The sequence below is a fragment of the Streptomyces sp. NPDC001156 genome (genome assembly GCF_053598275.1).
Map to the genome: position 1 here is coordinate 22,235 of NZ_JBSFJX010000067.1, position 22,123 is coordinate 44,357.

Annotated in this window: 16 protein-coding genes and 1 pseudogene; 9 read left to right on the plus strand and 8 right to left on the minus strand. The window is 69.3% G+C overall.

Annotated elements, in window-relative coordinates:
• The first annotated feature begins 122 nt into the window (after nucleotides 1-122).
• Nucleotides 123-959, plus strand: a complete 837-nt coding sequence (locus ACWDA7_RS27310) for an alpha/beta fold hydrolase (RefSeq protein WP_450607154.1) — start codon at nucleotides 123-125, stop codon at nucleotides 957-959.
• A gap of 122 nt (nucleotides 960-1,081) precedes the next feature.
• Here the strand turns inward: ACWDA7_RS27310 and ACWDA7_RS27315 are convergent, their stop codons facing one another.
• The 4 genes from ACWDA7_RS27315 to ACWDA7_RS27330 all read right to left on the minus strand — a co-directional run bounded on the left by ACWDA7_RS27315 (nucleotide 1,082) and on the right by ACWDA7_RS27330 (nucleotide 5,658).
• The gene (locus ACWDA7_RS27315) at nucleotides 1,082-2,302 is read right to left on the minus strand and encodes an RNA-guided endonuclease InsQ/TnpB family protein (protein WP_450607155.1); all 1,221 of its coding nucleotides are present in this window, start codon (nucleotides 2,300-2,302) and stop codon (nucleotides 1,082-1,084) included.
• A gap of 481 nt (nucleotides 2,303-2,783) precedes the next feature.
• Complete coding sequence (locus ACWDA7_RS27320) at nucleotides 2,784-4,376, minus strand: GMC family oxidoreductase N-terminal domain-containing protein (protein ID WP_450607157.1); 1,593 nt, start codon at nucleotides 4,374-4,376, stop codon at nucleotides 2,784-2,786.
• Nucleotides 4,373-5,044 (minus strand): DUF5987 family protein, encoded by a 672-nt coding sequence (locus ACWDA7_RS27325; protein ID WP_450607159.1) that lies wholly within the window; start codon nucleotides 5,042-5,044, stop codon nucleotides 4,373-4,375. Before ACWDA7_RS27325 ends, ACWDA7_RS27320 begins: the two co-directional genes overlap by 4 nt.
• On the minus strand, nucleotides 5,041-5,658 hold the full coding sequence (locus ACWDA7_RS27330) for a hypothetical protein (protein ID WP_450607161.1): 618 nt from the start codon (nucleotides 5,656-5,658) through the stop codon (nucleotides 5,041-5,043). Before ACWDA7_RS27330 ends, ACWDA7_RS27325 begins: the two co-directional genes overlap by 4 nt.
• 515 nt (nucleotides 5,659-6,173) lie before the next feature.
• Here ACWDA7_RS27330 and ACWDA7_RS27335 point away from each other — a divergent pair.
• The gene (locus tag ACWDA7_RS27335) at nucleotides 6,174-7,340 is read left to right on the plus strand and encodes a cysteine desulfurase family protein (protein WP_450607163.1); all 1,167 of its coding nucleotides are present in this window, start codon (nucleotides 6,174-6,176) and stop codon (nucleotides 7,338-7,340) included.
• 542 nt (nucleotides 7,341-7,882) lie between these two features.
• Entirely contained in the window at nucleotides 7,883-8,452 is a 570-nt protein-coding gene (locus tag ACWDA7_RS27340) for a hypothetical protein (RefSeq protein ID WP_450607165.1), read from the plus strand.
• Nucleotides 8,453-8,470: 18 nt separating this feature from the next.
• Here the strand turns inward: ACWDA7_RS27340 and ACWDA7_RS27345 are convergent, their stop codons facing one another.
• Together ACWDA7_RS27345 and ACWDA7_RS27350 are read right to left on the minus strand one after the other, a co-directional pair.
• Complete coding sequence (locus tag ACWDA7_RS27345) at nucleotides 8,471-9,037, minus strand: pyridoxamine 5'-phosphate oxidase family protein (protein ID WP_450607167.1); 567 nt, start codon at nucleotides 9,035-9,037, stop codon at nucleotides 8,471-8,473.
• Between the two features lie 125 nt (nucleotides 9,038-9,162).
• Nucleotides 9,163-10,152: a quinone oxidoreductase family protein gene (locus ACWDA7_RS27350; protein WP_450607169.1), complete on the minus strand. Its 990-nt coding sequence runs from the start codon at nucleotides 10,150-10,152 to the stop codon at nucleotides 9,163-9,165.
• 180 nt (nucleotides 10,153-10,332) lie between these two features.
• On the opposite strand from ACWDA7_RS27350, the gene ACWDA7_RS27355 reads away from it, so the two are divergent.
• From ACWDA7_RS27355 to gap, 3 genes are all read left to right on the plus strand, one after another.
• A complete protein-coding gene (locus ACWDA7_RS27355) occupies nucleotides 10,333-10,962 on the plus strand; it encodes a TetR/AcrR family transcriptional regulator (protein WP_450607171.1) in 630 nt (209 codons plus the stop codon).
• 226 nt (nucleotides 10,963-11,188) lie between these two features.
• Nucleotides 11,189-12,142, plus strand: a complete 954-nt coding sequence (locus ACWDA7_RS27360) for a GlxA family transcriptional regulator (protein WP_450607173.1) — start codon at nucleotides 11,189-11,191, stop codon at nucleotides 12,140-12,142.
• Between the two features lie 208 nt (nucleotides 12,143-12,350).
• Nucleotides 12,351-13,349 (plus strand): type I glyceraldehyde-3-phosphate dehydrogenase, encoded by a 999-nt coding sequence (gap, locus tag ACWDA7_RS27365; RefSeq protein ID WP_450607175.1) that lies wholly within the window; start codon nucleotides 12,351-12,353, stop codon nucleotides 13,347-13,349.
• A gap of 79 nt (nucleotides 13,350-13,428) precedes the next feature.
• Here the strand turns inward: gap and ACWDA7_RS27370 are convergent, their stop codons facing one another.
• The gene (locus tag ACWDA7_RS27370) at nucleotides 13,429-13,839 is read right to left on the minus strand and encodes a VOC family protein (protein ID WP_432923613.1); all 411 of its coding nucleotides are present in this window, start codon (nucleotides 13,837-13,839) and stop codon (nucleotides 13,429-13,431) included.
• A gap of 556 nt (nucleotides 13,840-14,395) precedes the next feature.
• Here ACWDA7_RS27370 and ACWDA7_RS27375 point away from each other — a divergent pair.
• From ACWDA7_RS27375 to ACWDA7_RS27385, 3 genes and pseudogenes are all read left to right on the plus strand, one after another.
• A pseudogene (locus tag ACWDA7_RS27375) lies at nucleotides 14,396-16,463 on the plus strand (phosphocholine-specific phospholipase C).
• Between the two features lie 385 nt (nucleotides 16,464-16,848).
• Nucleotides 16,849-20,247, plus strand: coding sequence for a phosphodiester glycosidase family protein (locus ACWDA7_RS27380; protein WP_450607176.1), 3,399 nt, complete (start codon nucleotides 16,849-16,851; stop codon nucleotides 20,245-20,247).
• 326 nt (nucleotides 20,248-20,573) lie between these two features.
• On the plus strand, nucleotides 20,574-20,927 hold the full coding sequence (locus ACWDA7_RS27385) for an MmyB family transcriptional regulator (protein ID WP_450607178.1): 354 nt from the start codon (nucleotides 20,574-20,576) through the stop codon (nucleotides 20,925-20,927).
• A gap of 82 nt (nucleotides 20,928-21,009) precedes the next feature.
• Here the strand turns inward: ACWDA7_RS27385 and ACWDA7_RS27390 are convergent, their stop codons facing one another.
• Nucleotides 21,010-21,807: an SAM-dependent methyltransferase gene (locus tag ACWDA7_RS27390; protein WP_450607180.1), complete on the minus strand. Its 798-nt coding sequence runs from the start codon at nucleotides 21,805-21,807 to the stop codon at nucleotides 21,010-21,012.
• Nucleotides 21,808-22,123 lie beyond the last annotated feature (316 nt).

A 22,123-nucleotide genomic window follows, 5' to 3' on the forward strand; every position in this document is an offset into this window, starting at 1 on the left:
CTCGCTCTCTTGATCGACTAGTTTCCTGCCGGCATCCGGGACGAATTCTCTAAGTCGAGGCATCCCCGTACGAGCGGCGGTAATAGTCAGCAGAATTTCTGCCAGAGGACGGGTGTCTTCTCATGTCCAAAGTTACCGTCGGCGAGCAGAACGGCCACCCCATCGAGATCTATTTCGAGGACCACGGCGAGGGCCGGCCCGTCGTCCTCATCCACGGGTACCCGCTCGACGCACACACCTCCTGGAAGAAGCAGGAGCGCGTTCTGCTCGAGGCGGGCTACCGCGTCATCACATACGACCGCCGCGGCTTCGGCCGGTCCAGCCAGCCCACGGTCGGCTACGACTACGACACCTTCGCCGCCGACCTGAACACCCTGCTCGACCACCTGGACCTGACGGACCTCAGCCTCGTGGGATTCTCCATGGGCACGGGGGAGGTCACACGCTATCTGGGGACGTATGGCTCAAGGCGCGTCAGGAAGGCGGTATTGATGGGCGCCATCCCGCCCTTCCTGCTCAAGACGGACGAGAATCCCGAGGGCGTCGATCAATCCGTCTTCGACGGTATCAAGCAGGCCGTGGTGGCCGACCGTCCCGCCTATTTCAGGGACTTTCTGGACAACTTCTACAACGTCGACGTGGTCGGTGGCTCGCGCATCAGTGAACAGGCGTGGAACAACAGCTTCAACGTGGCGGTCGCCGCCTCGGCGTTCGCGGCGCACGTGTGTGGGGACACCTGGCTGACGGACTTCCGCGCCGACCTGCCGAAGATCGACGTTGCCACCCTGCTCGTCCACGGCGACTCCGACCGCATCCTGCCCTACGAGGCCACTGCCAAGCGCCTTCCGGGCCTGATCGACAACCTGAAGTTCGTGACCGTGGAGGGTGGACCCCACAACGTCGCATGGACCCACTCCGACATCGTCAACCCGGCGCTTGTGGAGTTCCTCGCCTCCTGACCTCTTCCGGCGCCGGAAGAAACGACCGCGCGGCGTGCGGACGAGTTGCCGCCTCGTTGAAGGCTCCCCTGCCTGGAGGGAGGGGATTGTCCGCCCTCCAGGGCTGAGCGGGGATTTACGGCTCAGGCTGCCTCTGGGTCCACCGGACCAGGAGGTCTTACGCCCTCAGCACCGTCCGGGTTCCAACCTGCCCGGACCAGCATCACGCGGGCGGAGTTCTTGTCCCTGGGGGACACGGCTGCGCACACGGTGCAGGCATACGTCGTCATCGAGAGAGGGAGTGCGTGCTTGGTTCTCGCTCCGCACCGCGCACAGTCCATCGTGGTGTGCCCCGGGTGCACCAGACGCACATCTCGCGCATGTTTGCGGCCCATCTCGACCAGGGCACGCTTGGTCGCGGCGATGGCGGCATCGGCCGCCTTGCGGGCCATCGTGGTCTTCGCGAGGAACCTCGGCCGGAAGTCCTCCACCGCAACCCTGTCGTGGCCGCGCATCACGGACTTGGCCCACTTGCGGCCGGTGTCCTCCCGCTGCCTCGCGATCTTCTTGTGCAGCTTCGCTGCCTGGGCCTGCGCCCGCCGATAGCCGGCGGATGCGGGCTGCCCCTTCGGACGGCGCCGCCGGGCCATCATCCGCTGGTACCTCGCCAGCCGCTGCGCGGCCCGCTTGCCGTACTCGCCATGCGGGAGGTCGTAGGCGTCGTCCGTGGTGGTAGCGGTCTCCTTCACACCCCAGTCCACCCCGAGCACGCGCCCCGTGGGGGCGAGCGGTTCGCTGTGCGCGGCGGCGACGAAGGACACGTACCAGTGTCGGAGCGTGTCCTGGTACACGCGCACACTGGACGGGTCCGCGGGCAGCTCCCGCGACCACACCACCGTCAGGACGATCCCGCCCGCCAGGTGCAGCCGTCCGTCATCAAGCCGAAAGCCGCGCCGGGTGTAGTTCAGGCTCGGTCGCGCCTCCCGCTTCTTCTTCCACCGGGGCATCCCCGCCCGGCGATGCGTCGCAACCCGGTCCTTGATGTCTTTGAGGGCCTTGGCGCGGGCCTTGGCGAAGTCGCGTATCACCTGCTGCTGAGGCACGCTCGCGCCCTCAGCCAGCCAGGGCATCCCCCTGCGGGCCTCGGTCAGCATCTTGTCGAGCTGAGCCGGGCCACACGTCAGCTTCTCGCCTGTTGCCCTGGCCTGCTGATACACGGCCTTCGACTTGGCCACGCATTCGTTCCAGATCCACCGGCACCGGTCCCACTCGGCTTCGAGCTGACGCCTGGCCGTGTTCGACAGGCGCACACGGAAGGTGTACCGGGCATGCCCGGCGTCCTTCATGGTCGCTTCCGTCGTCATGCATCCGAACCTACCCGGGAGGACTGACAGTTGAGAGTTCTCGATCATTGCGGGCGACATCCCCGCCGCGCGGGGTGGACGCCGGATCGCCCCGACGGCGATCCGGCCATCCCCGCCCTGCTCCGCAGGAGTCCGATTCCTCCCCGGCCTGAAAGCCGGGGCATCCTCGGAGGAACCCGGTGAAGATCCCTGGCCGTGCGGTGAGCAGTCCCCGTCCGGCAAGGCGGCTCGAAGGGCCCGGCTCCGTCCGGTGCCCATCGGGCACCGAGCGCCCTGGCGAGCAAGGCGACGCCGTGGGCCGATCGCCTCGCGGCCGTGCTGCACCGCACCGGCTTCAGCGGGCGGCCCGGCCCGCCGCCGGCTGCCGCGACCGAGGCCGAGATGCACCCCATGGACCAGGGCGCGGCCCGTGGCGGTGCCCACTCCGTGACGTCGGCCCGGTCGACCGGACCGATGTCACGGCCACTGTGCGGGTGCCGGGTCATGGTGTGGGCGGTGGTGCGCCGTACCCGACCGGTACGCCTGCCTCCGCCGCGCGTCGGGCGATGACGGGGGAGGCGCGTTCGGCGAGGGCGGCGATGGTGAGGGAGGGGTTGACGGTCAGGGAGGTAGGGACGGCGGAGCCGTCGGTGACGAACAGGCCCGGGTGGCCGCGCAGTTCGTTGGTGTCGTCGAGGGCGCTGGTGGCGGGGTTGTCGCCCATGCGGGCGGAGCTGATGGGGTGGGCGGTCACACTTCCTGCCACGTCTTCGCTCCAGGGGCGGATCGTGGCCAGTCCGTCCTTCTCGAGGATGCCGCGCAGGGCTGTGTCGGCTTGCTGCCAGGCGTCGCGGGTGCGGGTGGTGGGACGGTAGGTCATCGTGCCCAGTCCCAGTCCGGGTGCCAGCCGGGTGAAGCTGCCGGTGAGGGGTGGCACGGAGCTGAAGGTGCCTTCGTTGTCGTCCTCGGTCATCGCGAGGAGGGTGAGCCAGGACTTCCAGCGGGAGCGCAGGTCACGGGCGGGGATGCCGAACCAGTTCGGGGGGTCGGCGGCCTGGGCGAGGATGTTGGTGACCGGTGGGAAGTAGATCTGCTGGAGCATGAAGCGGCTGTACTCGGGTGCCGCTGCGTCCAGGTAGTCGTACGTCGCCGCCGTGATGGGGCGGCCGATGGGCAGTCCCTCGTACGGAACGCCGTCCGGGCGGGACAGCCCCAGCAGCGAACGCACCTTGTTCTCGTCCACGTCGGCGACGCTGACACGATCGCCGTTCCCGGAGAAGTACCGTCCCACCGCGCCCGGGACTCCGCCCAGCGGCGGTGCGGAGCGCTGCAGGATGACGGGGGTGCCGACCGCCCCGGCGGCCAGGACGGCCACCTTGGTGTGGATGGTGCCCACCTCGAGAGTGCACGTGTAGTCGTCGGGGTCGAGGACCGTGTACGTGACGGCGTATCGATAGCCGGACAGGGGCGAGGGGGCGATGGTCTGGACCTCGTGCAGGGGCTTGATGGTTGTGCCGTGCGCCTCGGCGGCGGGGAGGTAGTTGAGCAGCATGGAGCGTTTGGCGTCGAAACGGCAGCCGGAGAGCATCCAGTTGCAGTTCGTGCACCGCTGCGTGTCCACGGCCACGGGCACGGGATTGCAGGTGTGGCCGGCTCGTTGGCAGGCGGCCGCCAGCACACCACCGGCGTAGGAGACGTCCGGCCAGCCGGTGCGGGTGACCGGGAGCGCCTCCTCCACGCGGTCGTACCAGGGGTCGAGCGCGGCTCGGGTGAGGGAGGCGGGCCAGATCCGCCGGCCCAGGCTGCCGCGCCGTTCGAAGATGTAGGCAGGGGCGCGCAGGGACGCGGCGAAGTAGACCACGCTGCCGCCGCCGACGCAGTTGCCGGCGACCACGGCGATGCCCTCGCCGCGGACGACGTCGACGATCCGGTTGTACGTGCCCAGGCGCAGCGAGTGGGCGAAGTCGGATGTGGCCAGACGCGGGCCGCGTTCGAGGACGGTGACACGGGCGCCCGCGGCGGCGAGATAGTACGCGGGGATCGCGCCGCCGAATCCGCTGCCGATGACGAGGACGTCGGTGGTCTGGGCGCTCATGCCGGGCTCCCCGAGGCGGTGGTGGCGGGGTGGAGGGCGGCCAGGGCCCTGCCGTAGGAGTAGTCGGCGAAGCGCCAGAGGCCGTCCGCGCCGGACGGGGGGAAGCCCAGCCAGGCCAGCCCGGGGTGGTGTGTGTCCACCGCCTCGCGGGTGTCGAGATGGGCGGCGGTGTCGAAGGCGAGGCCCGTCAGCAGGCTGAGCATCTGCCAGACGACGCGGTCCGGGTCCTCGGGGCCGAACAGGCCCCGGACGAGCGCGGTGCGGTGGCGGAAGGACAGGCCGACGAAGGCAGGGACGGTGAGCGGCAGCAGGATCAGGTGGGTGGTGGCGTAGGCGACCGCCCGGGCGTTCAGCAAGGTGGCGATCTCGGGCAGCAGGGGGGCGAGGGGCAGTTCGGGGGAGGTGAGTGTCTGGATCACACCGGCCTGCACGGCGCCAGGGCCGCTGACGGCACCCGCTACGGCCAGGTCGCCGGCGAACCGGCGTTCGCCGGGGATCAGAGTGTCTGCGAACGCCTCCATCGTCTGCACCGTCCACCCCGAGGCCTCGGCATCGGCGGTCACTGTCTCGGCTGCGGCGGCCGGGAGCCGACCGGCGGAGAGGGCGGTGGCGGTCGCCGCGAGGGCCTTGAGGAGAGTCCTCCGGTTCGGTGGATGCACGGTGCTCACCCGGCCAGAGAACAGCGCAGATCGAAGGGCAGGGTGACGGTCAGTCCGCTCTCGCCCGCGTCCCGGCCGTAGTCCTCCAGCACGGCCGCCAGCTCCGGGAAGGTGGGGCGCAGCGCTGCGACGGCGTCGCCGATGCCGACGCTCGTGCCGTGGACGCGGAAGTTGGTCAGGCGAGCGCCGGCCCGCTGCCCGGTCTTGTCCCACCAGTACTGGCCGTCCCAGGTCACCCAGGGGGTCGCGCCGGTGGTGGTCTGCACGCTCCAGTGGTCCTTCTGGTAGTAGCGGCAGGTCACCATCGCGAGGGCGAAGCGTGAGGGTTCGGCGACCAGAAAGCGCAGGGCGCCGCCGTTGTCGAAGGTGATGTCACGCTTGCTGTACTCCACGCAGAGCGGATCGCGGAACATCAGCCACCACGGCGGGATCTCGCCCTCGCCGAAGCGGTGCCACTCACAGCCGGCGGCGAACGCGGGCTCGGTGAACGGTGCGACGGACGAGGTCGTGGTCAGGCTTCGGGCCGTGGCGCTGGTGTCTGCGGCTCCCGTGCGCGGCGCGGCCGAAGCGGTCCCCGGGACGAGGGCTGCGGCACACACCCCGAGCGCGATTGCCAGGGGCATGACAGATCTACGGAATCGATGCGAACCGGACAAGATGATTGCCTTCCTCGAGGAGCGATCGGCCCGGCGGCGGGGCGCGGTCGCTTGGGGGCGGGTGGCGGTCTTCGAGCGGCGTACGGACACACGGACATCGCTCACGCGTGCGGGCATGGCCGTGAGCCGGTGCCGGGCCGTGGGCGGTCCGGCACACCCCACAGAGTGGGGCATGACTACCAGTCAGTAAAGACTTGGGTCAGTGACTCATCCACTGAGCCGGCGAACTCGGGCCGATGGAGGGGGAGTAGGGGAGCCGGGCCGACCGATGGCGGCTGCCGAGGCGGCGGGGGAGGGCTGGAAGGACCGGTACGTTTGGGGCGCGGTGCGCTGGAGGTTGTGGGATCTCAGGCCTGGCGGTTCTGGGGCCGGATCCCGGTGGTCCGGCAGTGCCCCGGCGCGTCGCCGCGTCATCCGCCCGAACGGCGGCATGCTCGACAGGGGGTGCCGTGCCCTCCACTTGAGACTGCCGGAGCGATGGAATGACGCATACTCTGCCGAAGCATCCGGGTCTGGCCGACGGGCTGGTCTACCTCGACTACAACGCCACCACCCCGGTGGACCCGCGGGTCGTGGAGGCGATGGCGCCCTACCTGTCCGCCTTTTTCGGGAACCCGTCCAGTAGTCACCCCTTCGGTGTCGAGCCGCGTGCCGCTCTCGCTGTCGCCCGCGCTCAGGTCGCCGGTCTGATCGGTGCCGGCCCTGAGGAGATCGTTTTCACGGGCTCCGGTTCCGAGGCTGATCTGCTCGCCCTGCGGGGTGCGGTCCTCGCCTCGAGCCGTCGCCACCCGCATGTGATCACTCAGGCGACCGAGCATCCGGCCGTGCTCGCCACGTGCCGCGTTCTGCAGCGCCTGCATCGGATCCGAGTGACGGTGCTGCCCGTGGACGGCACGGGTCTGGTCGAACCGGACGCGCTGAGCGAGGCCATGGACGAGGACACCGTGCTCGTGTCGGTGATGGCCGCCAACAACGAGACAGGCGCTCTTCAGCCCATCGCCGAACTCGCCGCTCGCGCCCGCGAGTACGGCGCGCTCTTCCACTGCGACGCCGCTCAGGCCGCCGGGAAGATCCCCCTTGACGTCGAAGCCCTCGGCGTGGACCTCCTCACCGTCGTCGGCCACAAGATGTACGCGCCCAAGGGAATCGCCGCCCTCTACGTACGCGACGGCGTCCGGCTTGAGCCCGTCGTCTACGGCGGCGGTCAGGAGCGCGGGCTGCGCGCCGGCACCGAGAACGTCGCGCTCGCGGTCGCCCTGGGCACGGCCGCTCGACTGTGCGAAGACGAACTCGCCGACGACGGCCCGGAACGTGTTCAGTCCCTGCGCGACGACTTGCACCGGAGACTCGAGGGCTGCCTGCCCGATCGGGTCCGCCTCAACGGGCCGGAGAAGGAACGGCTGCCGAACACCCTGAATGTGAGCATCGACGGCGCCGTCGGACCCGAACTCCTCGCCGCAGCGCCCCATATCGCGGCCTCCACCGGATCTGCCTGCCACAGCCGCAGCAGCGCTCCCTCGCCCGTCCTGTCCGCGATGGGCATCGACCCCTCACGGGCCATGGGCGCGCTACGGCTGTCACTGGGCCGCTGGAGTACGGCGGACGATGTCGTTTCAGCCGCGCTGGCGCTCACCGCGGTCGCGCCCTGACGGTCCCGCGACCGCCGCAGGCGACCGGTGACCGCCCCACCGGACGCACCCGCCGGGGGCGGAGTCCACCGTGCGGTGGCGGCGGCGCCCGCCACGTCGCCCCCGGGGACTCTGAACCAGGCGCGCCTCGACCGCGGTTCGGGAAGGAGCCGCCTACCTCGGTGGCGGGGCTTCGCCAGTCGACTGCACTCAAGCGCTCCTCGGCGAGGCGCACACGCACACCCATCCGCGGTCACAAGTACGGCCGCAGGGACACCAGTCGGCGCGCGCGCCGTCCGTTCGCCGTGTCAGGTTCCCGAACTCAGGGCGCCTCCGGGTAGCGCGCCGGCCATTGGGCAGCTCGCCCGAGGTGGACTTCTCCAGCAGCGCGGTGTACTTGCGCGAGAGCTGCTCGTAACGCTCCCCGTTGCCGTCCACCCGGCGCTTGCGCCGGGTGTGCGCGCTGCAACACCACAAACCAATACACACTCCTGCACATCCGAAAACGCACAGCTCTCAACCCCTCCTCGCTCCGCACCGCGGACCGCGGACACACCGGGAACGTGATCGCCACTCACGCCGAACTGCACGTCACGGCCCGCGCCTTCTCCGAAGCCGCCCTTGACCGCGCTGCCGCCGCCGTGGAGCGAGTGGTGCGCGCCGAGGCCGCCGCCGCCCTCCCGCCCCGGGTCACGGTCACCCTGCTCTCGCGCTCCGGTGTCACCCTTCCTGATCCGCACGTCACCGCCGCCGTCCGTACTGCCCACCGGGCGCAGTTCGGTGCCGCCCGTGTCACCGGCTGGCCGGGCTCGCCCGCCACCGAGGACTTCCCGCTCCTCACGGGTTCCGGCGCTCACCTCCACGGGAGGCCCGGTATCCGCGGCGCCTACTGGATGCTCGGCGCGACCGACCCGGCCCAGTGGGCGGCCGCTGCGGGCTCAGGCGCCGCCGAAAAGCTGGGCGCTCTGCCGGCTAACCACCCGCCCTGCTTCCTGCCCAGCGTTCGCCTGACGTTGGAGACCGGAACGGCCGCACTGGTGACGGCAGCGCTGGCGCGGCTGGGGACCGCCGACGCGACGCACGGTGAGCCGGCCCCAGTCGAACGTCGGACACGGGGCTCCCAATCGAGCTGAGCGCGTGCCTCGGCGGAATCAGGTGAAGCGCCAGCGAGTCTGGGTGAACCCGTCGTCCCTGCCGAATCCGAAGACGGTACGAGGCGCCACTGCGAAGACCAGGGCCCGACCCGCGTCCGTGCTCTCCTCGGTCGGCGGCGGGGCGGCCGTCGTCTTCGCGGTGCTGAACGCCCCGTCCCGTACCTCGAAGTGCCAGTCCGGACCGTACTTCGCCTCCCACGCCGCCGCGAGTTCGACCAGCCGTTTCTCGTCGGTGACCAGAACCGCCTCGCCCTCGATCACCACGTCGCAGCCCTCGCCATAGGCGTTGGTGCCGGTGGTGAGGACGACCTGGGGGTTGGCGGCGAGGTTCATCCCCTTGCGCTCCCGCTCACCGGTGGCGAAGTGGAGCGCCCCGTCCAGCCACACGGCGATCAGCGGTGTGACATGGGGGCGGCCTTCCGGACGGACCGTGGACAGCCACAAGATCTCGGCTTCCTTGAGGCGGGATGCGGCCTCGACCCAGGACTTGGCGGTGGCGCCGGGGGAGCTGTAACGCGCGTCCAGATCTGTCTGCGGTTCCTGCGCCTGCGGTTGTGCCGGCATGTCGGACCCCTCTCGGCCTCGGACCTTCACATGGTCTTCCTGAAGGGGAGACTCCGCCCGCCCGCCGGACTCATCGCCATCCTCTGCCCGGATTGCCGGCCCAGGAGAGACAGCGAAGCGATGTACTACAGGCTGAGGAGCACTCGGCCGAAGGGTCCGCCCTCTATGAGGTGGCGCTGGGCCTCGGCGGCCTGTTCGAGGGGGAAGACGCGGTCGACAAGGGGAGTGATCTCCTTGCGGGCGACCAGGCCCAGCAGCAGTGAGTTGGTCCTGTTGATCTGTTCCTGGGTGAACATGGCGAACTGGAAGCCGCGTACGCTCGCCGCCTTCCAGATCAGGTCGGTGACGTTGATGTCGGCCTGAATGCCGGCGGAGTAGCCGATGCTGACCAGTGTTCCGCCCCTGGCGAGAGCGCCCAGTGCCTGACCGGTGATCGGCCCGGCCACGCCGTCGAGTACGACGTCCACGCCCTTGCCGCCGGTGAGCCGGGCGACACCGTCGCGCAGCGATTCGCGAGTGAGGTCGATGACCTCGTATCCCGCCGCCCGGCCCAGCTCGGCCTTGGCCGTAGTGGTGGCGGTGGTGATCGCGAGGGACGCGTCGAGGTGCCGGGCGATCTCGACGCCGCCCTGGCCCACCGCGCCGCCGCTTCCGGGGGCGAGCACGGTACCGCCCGGCTGGAACCCGGCCAGTTCGGTGAGTGCGAGATAGGCGGTGAGGTAGCCGGCGCCCGCGGACAGCGCCGCCACGCTGGTGTCGTCGATGTCGTCGGGTATGGCCTGCAGGTGGGCCGGGTCGACCACGATGTACTCGGCCCAGGTGCCGTCGAGGCCGATGCCGTACCGGCCGCCGCTGATCATCACACGGCTGCCCGCAGCGGGCCCGCAGGCCCCGGGCACCTCGACCGTTCCCACGCCGATGGTTCCGGGCGTGACCGGGAACGGCTTGACCGCATTGGGGGGCAGCTTGCCCCAGCGCACGGTGTTGTCCAAGGGGTGGGTGCCGGCCAGCGTCAGCCGCACCAGGGCCTGGCCGTTGTCGGGAACGGGCTTCGGGATGTCGACCGCGCGCAGCACGTCGTAGTCGCCGAACTGGTCGTATTGGATCGCTCGCATCGTGAAGCCCTTCGGTCATATCTGTCATGGTTCGGCGATTCGCTTCGGTGCGTGGTGCGCCTCGACCCGAGGCGGTGTCATCGCGCGCCGAGGGCACAGCCCGCTCGAAGTAAAGCGTTCGCTTTCCTTCGATGCTAGTGGAGTCGAAGCTCAAAGTAAAGTGAGTGTTATACTTACGCCGTGGAGACAGAGAGCACGCCTGTGACGCGGCGCCGTGGCGGCCGCGGGGCGCGCGAGCGCATCCTGCAGGCGGCTGCGAAGCTCTTTTACGAAGAGGGCATTCACGCCACAGGCGTCGCGCGCCTGGTGGAGACCGCAGAGGTGTCCACCCGGACCTTCTACCAGCACTTCCCGACCAAGACGGCCCTGGTGGAGGAGTACCTGCGCGGCTATGAGGCCGGGCTGGCGCGCCGGGTCGAGCAGAAGCTGACCGGCGAGGGACTCACCCCCAAAGAGCAGCTGCTGACTCTGTTCACCATGGTCGCCGAGACGGCGTCGGGGACTTCGGGGGGAGCGGAGACCCGCGGCTGCCCCCTCCAAAACGCGGCCGTCGAAGCCGCGGGGCACATGCCCGATGTGCGGGAACTGGTCCAGAACAACAAGCAGGGCGTCGTCCGGCAGCTCACCGACCTCGCCGCCCGCGCGGGTGCAGCCGACCCGGAGCAGTTGGGCCGCCATCTGGCCGTCCTCCTCGAGGGTGCCACCGCTCTGTCGACGTCTCTAGACAGCCGCGGCCCGCGCAATGACGCGCTCGAGGCCGCCCGCGTATTGATCGATCACGCCGTACCCGAAACGCAGCCCGCCTCCTGAGACGGTGATCCGCCCAGTTCGGTGAGGAGCGGTCTTCCCCGGCGGCGACGGCTGTGCGCAAGCGCGCAGAGCAAGAGGGCGACCCGCGCGGCACCGGGAGCAGCGGCCCCCCGACGTCCGAGAACTGACGGTGACTCCGGGCATCCGCCGACCGGTGGCAGGATGTTTGCGGCAGACGTCATTGACGCCACGGGTGCGAGCGACTGCCTGTTCCAATGCGGGGAGAATGCCGATGAGCCGGAAGAACCACCACGTTGCCGTGCTCGTGCTCGAGGGCGCGAAGCCGCTCGACGTCGGCATCCCCGCGCAGGTGTTCTCCAACCGGCCGAGCATGCCCTACGAGGTGCGCGTGTGCGGCGCCGCCCCCGGACTGGTGACCGGCGGCGACGGCCTCTCGTATCACGTGGCCGAGGGGCTCGAGGCCTTCGAGCATGCCGACACCATCTTCATCCCCGGCTACCGGGAGCCGGCGACGACAGAACCGCCGGCAGCGGTCGTCGGGGCGCTCATGACCGCCCATGAGCGCGGGGCACGACTCGCGGCCATCTCCACGGGGGCCTTCGCGCTGGCTGCCACCGGCTTGCTCAACGGCAAACGAGCGACGACCCATTGGCACTACACGAAGGCGCTGGCCGAAAGGCATCCGCTTGTACAGGTCGACGAGAACGTGCTGTTCGTGGACGAGGGCGATGTGCTCACGTCGGCCGGAGCGGCGTCCGGTATCGACCTCTGCCTGCATCTGGTGCGACGCGACCACGGTGTCGGGCTCTCCAACCATGTGGCGAGACGGCTGGTGGCGGCGCCCTATCGCAGCGGGGGACAGGCTCAGTACGTGCCGCGGAGCGTGCCCGAGCCGCTCGGCGACCTCTTCGCGAGCACACGTGAGTGGGCTCTGTCGCATCTCGCCGAACCCCTGACCCTTGAGATGCTCGCCCGCAACGCGCGGGTGTCGACGCGCACTTTCTCGAGACGGTTTGTTGAGGACACCGGCTACACGCCGATGCAGTGGGTGCTCCGGGCGCGGGTGGACCTGGCGCGGGAGCTTCTTGAACGTACCGATCTGGGCGTGGAGCAGATCGCCGACCGCGTCGGGCTCGGCACCGGGGCGAATCTGCGTCTGCACTTCCAGCGCATTCTCGGCACTTCCCCGACCGAGTACCGGCACACCTTTTCGGCCTGAGCTCCCCGAGTGCGCCGGTGGTGCATGAACCACGCCACCAGCCGGTACTGACGTATCGGTCCCGTCAAAGGGGCAGAGACACGGCTGGCGAGATCCTTGCGGGCCATGGCCAAAGTTCTGGCGGCATCCTTGCGCATGGTGTCGTTCAGGCCACTGTCGGCCTGGGATCAGGATGTCGATCATGGAGAGCGGAACGAAAGGAGTCCCCATGACCCGCATTGCCGTCAACGGGTTCGGCCGCATCGGGCGCAACACCCTCCGCGCCCTGCTCGACCGAGGCAGCGACCTCGAGGTGGTCGCCATCAACGACCTCACCGCCCCGGAGACCCTCGCGCACCTGCTCAAGTACGACAGCTCGCTCGGACGCCTCGCCCACTCCGTCGAGGTCGACGGAAGCGAGCTCGTGATCGACGGCCGCCGTATCAAGGTGCTCGCCGAACGCGAGCCCGCCAACCTGCCGTGGGCCGAACTCGGCGTCGGCATCGTGCTCGAGTCCACCGGCCGCTTCACTGCGGCGGACGCCGCCCGCGCACACATCCGCGCCGGCGCGGAACGCGTGCTGGTGAGCGCCCCTTCCGACGGCGCCGACGTCACGCTCGCCTACGGAGTGAACACCGATGTCTACGACCCCGCCGAGCACGTGGTCGTCTCGAATGCCTCGTGCACCACGAACGCGCTGGCTCCGCTGGCATCCGTGCTGGACGATCTGGCCGGCATCGAGCACGGCTTCATGACCACGGTGCACGCCTACACGCAGGAGCAGAACCTGCAGGACGGCCCCCACCGCGATCTGCGCCGCGCCCGGGCCGCCGGCGTGAACATCGTGCCCACCACCACCGGCGCGGCCAAGGCCATCGGCCTGGTTCTGCCGAACCTCCACGGCAGGCTGTCCGGCGACTCGATCCGCGTGCCGGTCCCTGTCGGTTCGATCGTGGAGCTGAACACCACGGTCGCACGTGAAGTCACCCGCGACGATGTGCTCGCGGCCTACCAAGCCGCCGCCGACGGGAAGCTCAAGGGCATCCTCGAGTACGCCGACGAGCCGCTGGTCTCCAGTGACATCACCGGCCGGCCGGCGTCCTCGGTCTTCGACGCCGCCCTCACCCGTGTCGACGGCAAGCACGTCAAGGTGGTGGCCTGGTACGACAACGAGTGGGGTTTCTCGAACCGCGTCGTCGACACGCTCGAACTGCTCGCGCGCGACTGACGCGCAGGACCGAATGGTGCGTCCTGCACAGCCGGAGGGCCGGGCGCCCGTGTGCGCCCGGCCGACTCCGGGGCCCGGTTCAGCCCCGGGGCTGGGCGACGTTGACCATCCAGGCGATACCGAACCGGTCCGTGCACATGCCGAACACGTCGCCCCACATCTGCTTGTCCAGCGGAACGGACACCGAGCCGCCCTCGGACAGCTTCTCCCAGTAGCCGCGCAGTTCGGCCTCGTCGTCGCCACTGAGGCTCACCGAGAAGGTGTTCCCGGGGTTGTGCTCAGTCGTCGGAGTGTCGGCTCCCATGAGGGTGTAGCCGCTGGGGGTCTCAAGCATGCCGTGCATGATCTTGTCGGCCATGGGCGGGTCCTGGTGACCGGACTCGCCGTAGGTGTTGAGCGCCAGGGTGCCGCCGAACACCTCCTTGTAGAACTCCAGCGCCTGCCGGGCGTCGCCGGCGAACATGAGATACGGGTTGAGACGCGAGGCCATGATTCCTCCCGGAGAGGGACAAGCGGTCAGTTGCGCGCACAGTAGCGCGGGGCACTGACAACGGCCCGCCGAGAACGTGTTCCGACCCCCGAAGTGTCGGTTCGAAGCCCCTTCGTGACGAATCCTGGCTGATCGCCCCCGACCGGTGGCCCCCCTGTGCTCTGGCCGAAATGGATGGCGTCGGCTGTGCCACCGGCGAGGAACCCGTGGAAATCGGGCGAGTTCGCCCCCTGGGTGGCAGGTCGGCGCGCAACGCGGGCGCTGCGTCCTCGAAGTCGCCGCAGCGCGACAGGAGTCAGGTCCGCCGAAGGTCCATGTGCAGCGCGGTGAACCGCACCCGGCGGCTCCCGTCGGACAACCCGCCACACCCGGCAGCCCCTCTCGGGCGGCCGGGGTCATGCGTTTCCGGACACCCCGCATCTCGAATCGATAACGAGTCTGGTCCAACGGATTTGAAAGGTTCATGCTCACTTCGGCCGGGCCTCGATCCTCGGCCATGCGACGCCCCGACAGTAACGCCGCCCTCATCTCCTCTCATCGCACTTCGGAGGTCCATGTGTCACCGCTCGACCGCCGTACTTTCCTCAGAGGAGCAGCCGTTGTCGGTACTGCTCTGGGTCTGGATGCGCTTCCCTCAGGGGAGCACGGAGCTGCGTCGGCCGCGTCCGGGTCGATCACCGATGTGAAGCATGTGGTGATCCTGATGCAGGAGAACCGCAGCTTCGACCACTACTTCGGTGCGCTCAAGGGTGTGCGCGGCTTCGCCGACCGCAGCACCGTCATCCTGCCGGGCGGTTACTCGGTCTTCAACCAGCCGTCAGGATCGGGTCGCCAGTACCCCTGGTCGATGAGCGCCACGTCCCCCTGGCTGGGCGTCGACGGCGAACGGCTCGCCCAGTGCGACGGCTCGCTCGACCACGGCTGGTCCTCGCAGCACAAGGCGTGGAACAACGGCAAGATGGACAGTTGGGTCTCCGCCAAGGGCACCAACCGGACCATGGGCTTCCTCAAGCGCGGTGACATCCCCTTCCACTACGCCCTCGCCGACGCCTACACGATCTGCGACGCCTACCACTGCTCGATCCTGAGCGCGACCGGCCCCAACCGCACCTATCTGTGGGGCGGCATGATCGACCCCAACGGCTCCGCCGGCGGTCCGGCCTACGACGGGGCGGACGAGTCCGGCCTGAAGTGGCAGACCTACGCGGAGGCGCTGCAGAACGCGGGCGTGAGCTGGAAGGTCTACCAGAACGCGAGCGACAACTTCGGCGACAACGGGCTCGCGTACTTCTCCGTGTTCGACAACGCCTCCGCCGGCGATCCGCTGTACGACCGGGGCATGGCCTCGGTGCCCCGGACCACCGGGTCGACCCCGGACGACATCGCCGCCGCCATCCGGCACGACGTGCAAAGCGGCACCCTTCCCCAAGTCTCCTGGATCGTCGCCAACCAGGGCTTCTCGGAGCACCCCTCGGCCCCGCCGAACGACGGCGCGCACTTCATCAACCTGGTGATGCAGGCGCTCAACGCCGACCCGGCCGTCTTCAACTCCACCGTCCTGTTCATCAACTACGACGAGAACGACGGCTTCTTCGACCATGTGCCGCCGCCGGTCCCGCCGGCTGGGACCCCGGACGAGTTCGTCAACGGCACGCCGACCGGGCTCGGCTTCCGGGTGCCCATGTTCGTGGTCTCGCCCTGGAGCCGCGGTGGCTGGGTCAGCTCCCAGGTCACCGACCACACATCGGTCATCCAGTTCATGGAGACCTGGACCACGGCGCTCGGCACCCCCGCCCGCTGTCCGAGCATCAGCGCCTGGCGCCGCAAGGTCACCGGCGACCTGACCAGCGCCTTCGACTTCACCGCACCCGTCTACGGGATGCCGTCCCTGCCCTCCACCAGTGCGGTCATCGGCCAGATCAACTGCTATCTGCTGCCGAACCCCTCCGCCAACACCAACGCGCTGCCCGCGCAGGAGCCAGGCACCAAGCCGGCCCGTGCCCTGCCGTACCAGCCGAACGCCTACATCAGCCGCTTCGACTACAACGCGAACGGCCAGATCCTGGCCTGGATCGACATGGCGAACCAGGGCGTCCAGGCCACCGAGGCGGTCCACTTCTCGGCCTACGCGAACGCATACCGCAGCGGCGGCCCCTGGCAGTACACGGTGGACCCCTACAACGCCGCCACGCGCACGGACGGCCTCGTGGAGGACTACTTCAACGTCGGCAGCGGCTATGGCAACGGGCTCTACGACCTGAGCGTCGTCGGCCCCAACCGCTTCCTGCGCCCGCTTCACCGGCAACGCGCTCGGCGCGGCCAAGGGCATCGAGGTCGGCTGCTACTACGCCACGGCTCCGACCACCGGCAAGCAGGCGGTCTGGTTCCGCATGACCAACCAGTCGGCTGCCGACGTGACCTTCACCATCAAGTCGAACAACTACCGCAGTGACGGTCCCTGGAACTACCAGGTGACCGCCGGACAGTTCACGGACGACTTCTTCAACGCCGTCGCCTACACGGGCGGTTGGTACGACTTCACCGTCACGGTCAGCGCCGACGGCTCCTTCTCGCGGCGCTTCGTGGGCCACATCGAAACGGGCGCTGCCAGCATCACCGGCTGAGCCACCGGTCCGCACCTCACCCCCGGGTGAGGTGCGGACCGGAACACAGTGCCGCGGCAGGCGGCCACCGGCGGCACTCAACCCTCCTCGCTGCCGGACGAGCACGGGGGACGCCTGCGCTTTGCCCGAAACGTCCAGGTCATGACGCCCCCGGGATGCGCGGTGTGTGAGAGGCCGAGGTTAACGCGACTTGACCTAATGCTCCGTGGGATCACATCTGATGCTCATCTGCGTCACCCCGAACGGATACCCGTGATCCCCCGGGCTGGTGTGCGGTGGAGGGGCGTGCCGGTGACCCACCTGCACGTATGTCCGTAAGGAAAAAAGACACGCAATGAGAATTCACGCAAAGAGACCTGCGGGAACGGGGATTCGCCGAACCGCAGTGGCGACCGCGGCTGCGCTGGTGCTCGGCGGTGCTGTGGCGGGAGCCGGCACCGCTTTCGGCTCGGCCGATGACACGGCCGCCGACAGCCCCGCGGCGCACCAGAGCTGGCTTCCGGACACGCCGGAGAACTGGCCGCTGGTCGTGGACTACACCCGGACGCGGCCCGAGACCGTCACCCGGGGTCTGAAGCATTACAGCGAGACGTACGACACCGTCGGCGGCCGCCAGCACATCCAGGTGCTGCAGGCCGACCTCGGCGACCGGAACCTCCGGGTCGGCATGGTCGAGGCCGGTGACACCATCACCAACCCGGCGGACGAGACCCCGTCGTCGATGGCCCACCGCACCCACGCGGTGGCGGGCGTCAACGGCGACTACTTCGAGATCCACGCCAGTGGTCGCCCCCTCGGCGGCATCATGACCAACGGGCACCTGCTGAAGAGCCCCAAGCCGGGCTTCGAATCCCAGCTGGGCGTCAAGCCCGACGGCACCATGGTGATGGGCCCGGAGACCTTCTCCGGCACGATCTCCACCGGCTCCGCGACCCACGCGCTCACCTCGGTGAACACCGTGAACGACGTGGCGACCGGCGGCATCACCGAGGTCACCCCCGACCTCGGCGAGACCCCCGGCCTGTCCAAGTCCTCCACCCTGGTGCTCGGCCACGCCACCGACGGCGGCTTCGTGGTCGACAGTGTGCGGACCGGCGTCACCACCGTGCCCCGGCTCTCCGCCGACCAGCTCGGTCTGCTCGGCGCCGGCGCCGGTGGGCAGTGGCTCTCCGACAACCAGCACGCGGGCGACAAGGTGGCGATCGCCACCCAGCTTTCGCCTGACAACGATGTCACCCAACTGATCGGCGGTGTCGACACGTTGGTCAAGGACGGCAAGGTCTACAAGGACCCGACCGGCACCCCGCCGAGCGGCGCCAACCCGGAGACCGCCGTCGGCATCACCCAGGACGGCAAGCACGCCATCGTCGTCGCCATCGACGGCCACGGCGGCGCCTCCACCGCCTTCGGTGTGACGCCGGAGCAGGCCGCGGGCTACATGGTCGCCCACGGCGCCTACACCGCGATGCTGTTCGACGGCGGCGGCTCCACCGGCATGGTCAGCCGCGCCCCCGGCGCCGACCGGGCCGAGGTCGTCAACACGCCGTCCGACCTGCCCGGCAACACCGAGCGCCCGGTCGCCAACGGCATCTTCTTCTACTCCACCGCCGAGGAGGCCGGACCGGCCGTCAAGGTCGTGGTGAACGGCGGCAAGACGGTCACCACCGTCGCCGGCGGCTCCATCCCGCTCCCGGTGTACTCCGTCGACCGGTTCGCCAACCCCTCGGCCGGCCAGGTCGACGTCCGGATCGAGCCCTCGAACCTCGCCACGTACGAGGACGGCAAGCTCACCCCGCAGCGCACCGGCACGGGCCGGATCATCGCCACCAACGGCGAGGTGACCACCTCCGAGAAGCTCGAGGTCGTCAGCAAGCTGGACTCCCTCACGGTCTCGCCCGACAAGGCCGACCTCAACAACGGCGCCACCCAGCAGCTCGCCCTCTCCGGCAGCGTCAAGGGCGGCGGCGAGGTGCAGATCCCCGCTGAGGCGGCCACCTGGAAGGTCACCCCGGACAACCTGGGCTCGGTCGACGCGCATGGCCTGTTCACCGCGGACGCCAACAAGGGCGGTCTCGCCGAGGTGAGCGCGGAGGTCGCCGGCGCCACCGCGACGACGTCGATCGCCGTGGGCAGCGTCAGCAAGATCATCGACCCGATGACGAGCCTCGACGTCTGGCGGCTGAGCAACAACACCACCGGCAAGCCCGCCACCCTGAACGCCGACGCCGGCGTCGTCCCGCCGGGGTCCACCGACTCCGGATCGCTGCGGCTCGACTATTCGATGCCCGCCGGCTCCGGCGTCAAGCAACTGGTGCTCTCGCCGCGTACCACCCTGAAGACCGACACCAACAACGGTCAGGTCCCCACCGCCATCGGCGTGTGGATCAAGGGTGACGGCAACGGCATCGAGCTCGCCGAGAAGTACATCGGGGTCAACGGCACGTCCACGACGCTCTACCCGACGTACGTCACCTGGAAGGACTGGCACCTGGCGGTCGCGCAGTTGCCGGCGGGTATGCAGTTCCCGCTGACCATCAGCTTCATCGACTTCCTGGCGATCAGCCCGAGCACCGCCTACAGCGGCTCGCTCAACGTCGCGGGTCTGCAGGCCCTGTACTCGCCGCGACCGGTCACGGCTCCCGAGTACCACGCGATCCCGCAGAACCCGAAGTGGCTGTCCTTCGAGGAGGACTCCGCCGACTTCGCCAAGCAGGGCACCACCCTGCTGGCCGGTGACGACGCGCACATGCTCGCCGGCGACCCGGGCTCGGTCAGCAGCAACGTGATGGACTCCATCGCCAAGCGACTGCCCACCCTCACCCCGCAGGCAAAGCCGGACGCCGCCCAGTTCCTCGGCGACATGTCCGACGACGGCAAGCCGGCCGACCTGCAGTACGCCAAGTCCAAGATGGACGCCCTCGGCATCCCCGAGCGCGACATCGTCGGCAACCACGAGATCACTCAGGGCGCCGACTCGGAGAACGGCAACTACAGCAACACCTTCGGTGACACCCACTACGCCTACACGCAGGGCCAGGCGCAGATGATCGTCACCGACAACTCGCACGGCAGCCTGCAGTCCTCGGACCCGTTCCAGAACCCCGAAGGCGTGCAGTACCCGTGGCTGGTCCAGCAGTTGACGGACGCCACCGCCAAGGACGTGCTGGTCATCACCCACATGCCCGCGTACGACCCCCACCCGGCCGCGAACAGCCAGTTCACGGACCGCTGGGAGGCGCGGATGTACCTGCGGCTGGTGCAGCGCTTCCAGCAGACGCACTCGAAGCAGCACGTGATCATGATGTACGGTCACGCCCGCGGCTTCGCCGAGCAGATCCTCAACCCCGAGGGCCAGAGCGTGACCACCGAGGAGGGCGGCATCCCGCAGTTCACCTTCGCGGACCTCGGTATGCCGGCCTACGCCCCGGCCGACCAGGGAGGCATCTACCACTTCGGTCTGATCCGCATCGGTGACGACGGCGACCTGCAGTACAGCGTCGAGCCCACGCTCGCGTCGATCACCGTCAAGGGCCCCAAGGACCCGATCGCCCACGGCGACCACGTCACTCTGACCGCGACCGGCGACCAGATCGCCGGCGACAACATCGCACCGCTCACCATCCCGATCGCGGACCCCGCGTCCCACGTCTGGACCTCGAGCGACACCAAGGTCGCCACGGTGGACCCGCTCACCGGCGCCCTGACCGCCCACAGCTCCGGCACCGCCACCGTCTCGGTGACCTCCGGCGGCGTCACGGGCAGCACCCAGGTCGTCGTTCAGTGACCTGACCCATGACGGCGGGGTGCCCGAGCAGTCTTGGGCACCCCGTCGGTGTTCTCCGGCTCCCCGACTTCCTCATGCGGTCCGCCCCGGCGCGGTGCCGGGCCGACTGTCCGGGCCTGTCAGGCGCGGGTGCTACGGCGTGGGCCGCCGTACTCGCCGTCGGTGACGTGTTCCAGCCGCTTTCTGGCCTCGCGCCGGGCCAGGATCACCCCCCGGGAAGCCGGCCTGCCCGCCTACGGCGGCAATCGCCGCGTGCACGGCCTGCGCCACGAACAGCTCCCAACCCCCGCGGCCACGAGTTCCTGGGCCGCAACTGGGACGAAGCGATGAACAACACCGTCGTCCTGCTGCGCACCGAGGCGGGCCGCACTCCGCACGACAAGGGCCTGACCGATCTCATCGGCGAACTCGTCACCCGCAGCGAGAACTTCCGTACCGCCCGGGCCCGGCACAATGTGCGCCTGCACTACAGCGGGCTGAAGCACTTCCACCACCCTGTCGTCGGCGACCTCACCCTCGCCTTCGACACCATGCAGCTGCCCGCAGAACCGTCACTGAGTCTGACGGTCATGAGCGCGGAACCGGGCTCTTCCGACGCAGACGCCCTCGAACTGCCGACCAGTTGGGCTGCCACGGAGGGGATGCTACCCGTCGACGTTCTGGACCGGCCCGCCAGGTGACGTCCGCGATCCCGTGCGGACACAGGGCGTGGAGAGGCGGCGTCGGCTGCCGGGTGGCCGCACGCTGACGCGGTCTACGAGGTCAGCCCGTCTTGCGGGCGACACCTCCGTAGAACCCGATCTCGCTTGATCTGGCCGGTGGGGGAGTGTCCGGGTGCCAGAACGGGACCTGGACCAGGCCGGGTTCGACGAGTTCGAAGCCGTCGAAGAGTCGCTCGACCTCGGTGTGGGACCGCAGGTTCAGGCTGGCGCTGGCCCTGTTGTAGATGGCTTGGGCCTTGCTGCGATCGGCGAAGTCACCCGTGGCGTGCGACAGCACCAGGAAGCTGCCGGCCGGCAGTGAGTCGCGCAGGGTGGCGACGACCTGCCCGGGCTTCTCCGTGTCGGTGAGGAAGTGGAGGACGGCGACGAGGAGCAGGGCGACCGGTTCCCCGAAGTCGATCACTCGGCGGACGTCGGGATGGTTCACGACGGCCTGCGGATCGCGCAGGTCGGCGAGTACGGTGCTGGTCGTGCCGGAGTGGCCGAGGAGCGCGTCGGCGTGGGCCTTCACGATCGGATCGTTGTCGACGTAGGCGACGCGCGTGTCGGGCGCCACTTCCTGGGCGACCTCGTGCACGTTGGGAGAGGTGGGCAGCCCGGTGCCGATGTCGAGGATCTGGCGGACGCCGTGGCCGACCACGTGGCGGACAGCGCGCCGGAGGAAGGCGCGGTTGGCCCGCATGCCGATCCGCACCTCAGGCGCCGCGGCGGCGAGTTCGTCGCCGGCCTGCCGGTCCACCTCGTAGTGGTCCTTGCCCCCCAGCAGATAGTCGTAGATCCGCGCGGGGTGCGGCCTGGTGGTGTCGATGTCCTCAGCCCGCAGGCCGTTCTCTCCCACGCCGCGCTCCTCCCGACGACCGCCACGGCACTTGGCGATCAACAGCATCCCACATCAACTCGGCAGCGGGTGCAGGCAGTTCCCTGTACTGATCGTCCGCGGTTGACCGCCCGAGACAAGGGGTACGCGGCCATCCCGTGGCTCACCTGAGAGCGCCCCACGCCTCGCAGCGAAGACATCACTGCTGCGGGGCGGGAGCACTGTCAGATCCGGAACACGGCCTAAGAGATATCCCGTAATGCGGGGTGAGGTGGGCCTTGCCGGGGTGGGTGCTGCGGTTACCGGACGTCGAGTTTGAGGTTGTGTAGTGCTGCGA

Coding starts and splice junctions, on each gene's coding strand:
- ACWDA7_RS27330 (WP_450607161.1), bottom strand. CDS start 5,658: ATGCCCCTGGCAATCGCGCTCGGGGTGTGTGCCGCAGCCCTCGTCCCG.
- ACWDA7_RS27370 (WP_432923613.1), bottom strand. CDS start 13,839: ATGGCCTCGCGTCTCAACCCGTATCTCATGTTCGCCGGCGACGCCCGG.
- ACWDA7_RS27335 (WP_450607163.1), top strand. CDS start 6,174: ATGACGCATACTCTGCCGAAGCATCCGGGTCTGGCCGACGGGCTGGTC.
- ACWDA7_RS27310 (WP_450607154.1), top strand. CDS start 123: ATGTCCAAAGTTACCGTCGGCGAGCAGAACGGCCACCCCATCGAGATC.
- ACWDA7_RS27315 (WP_450607155.1), bottom strand. CDS start 2,302: ATGACGACGGAAGCGACCATGAAGGACGCCGGGCATGCCCGGTACACC.
- ACWDA7_RS27360 (WP_450607173.1), top strand. CDS start 11,189: ATGCCGATGAGCCGGAAGAACCACCACGTTGCCGTGCTCGTGCTCGAG.
- ACWDA7_RS27385 (WP_450607178.1), top strand. CDS start 20,574: ATGAACAACACCGTCGTCCTGCTGCGCACCGAGGCGGGCCGCACTCCG.
- ACWDA7_RS27320 (WP_450607157.1), bottom strand. CDS start 4,376: ATGAGCGCCCAGACCACCGACGTCCTCGTCATCGGCAGCGGATTCGGC.
- ACWDA7_RS27345 (WP_450607167.1), bottom strand. CDS start 9,037: ATGCCGGCACAACCGCAGGCGCAGGAACCGCAGACAGATCTGGACGCG.
- gap (WP_450607175.1), top strand. CDS start 12,351: ATGACCCGCATTGCCGTCAACGGGTTCGGCCGCATCGGGCGCAACACC.
- ACWDA7_RS27350 (WP_450607169.1), bottom strand. CDS start 10,152: ATGCGAGCGATCCAATACGACCAGTTCGGCGACTACGACGTGCTGCGC.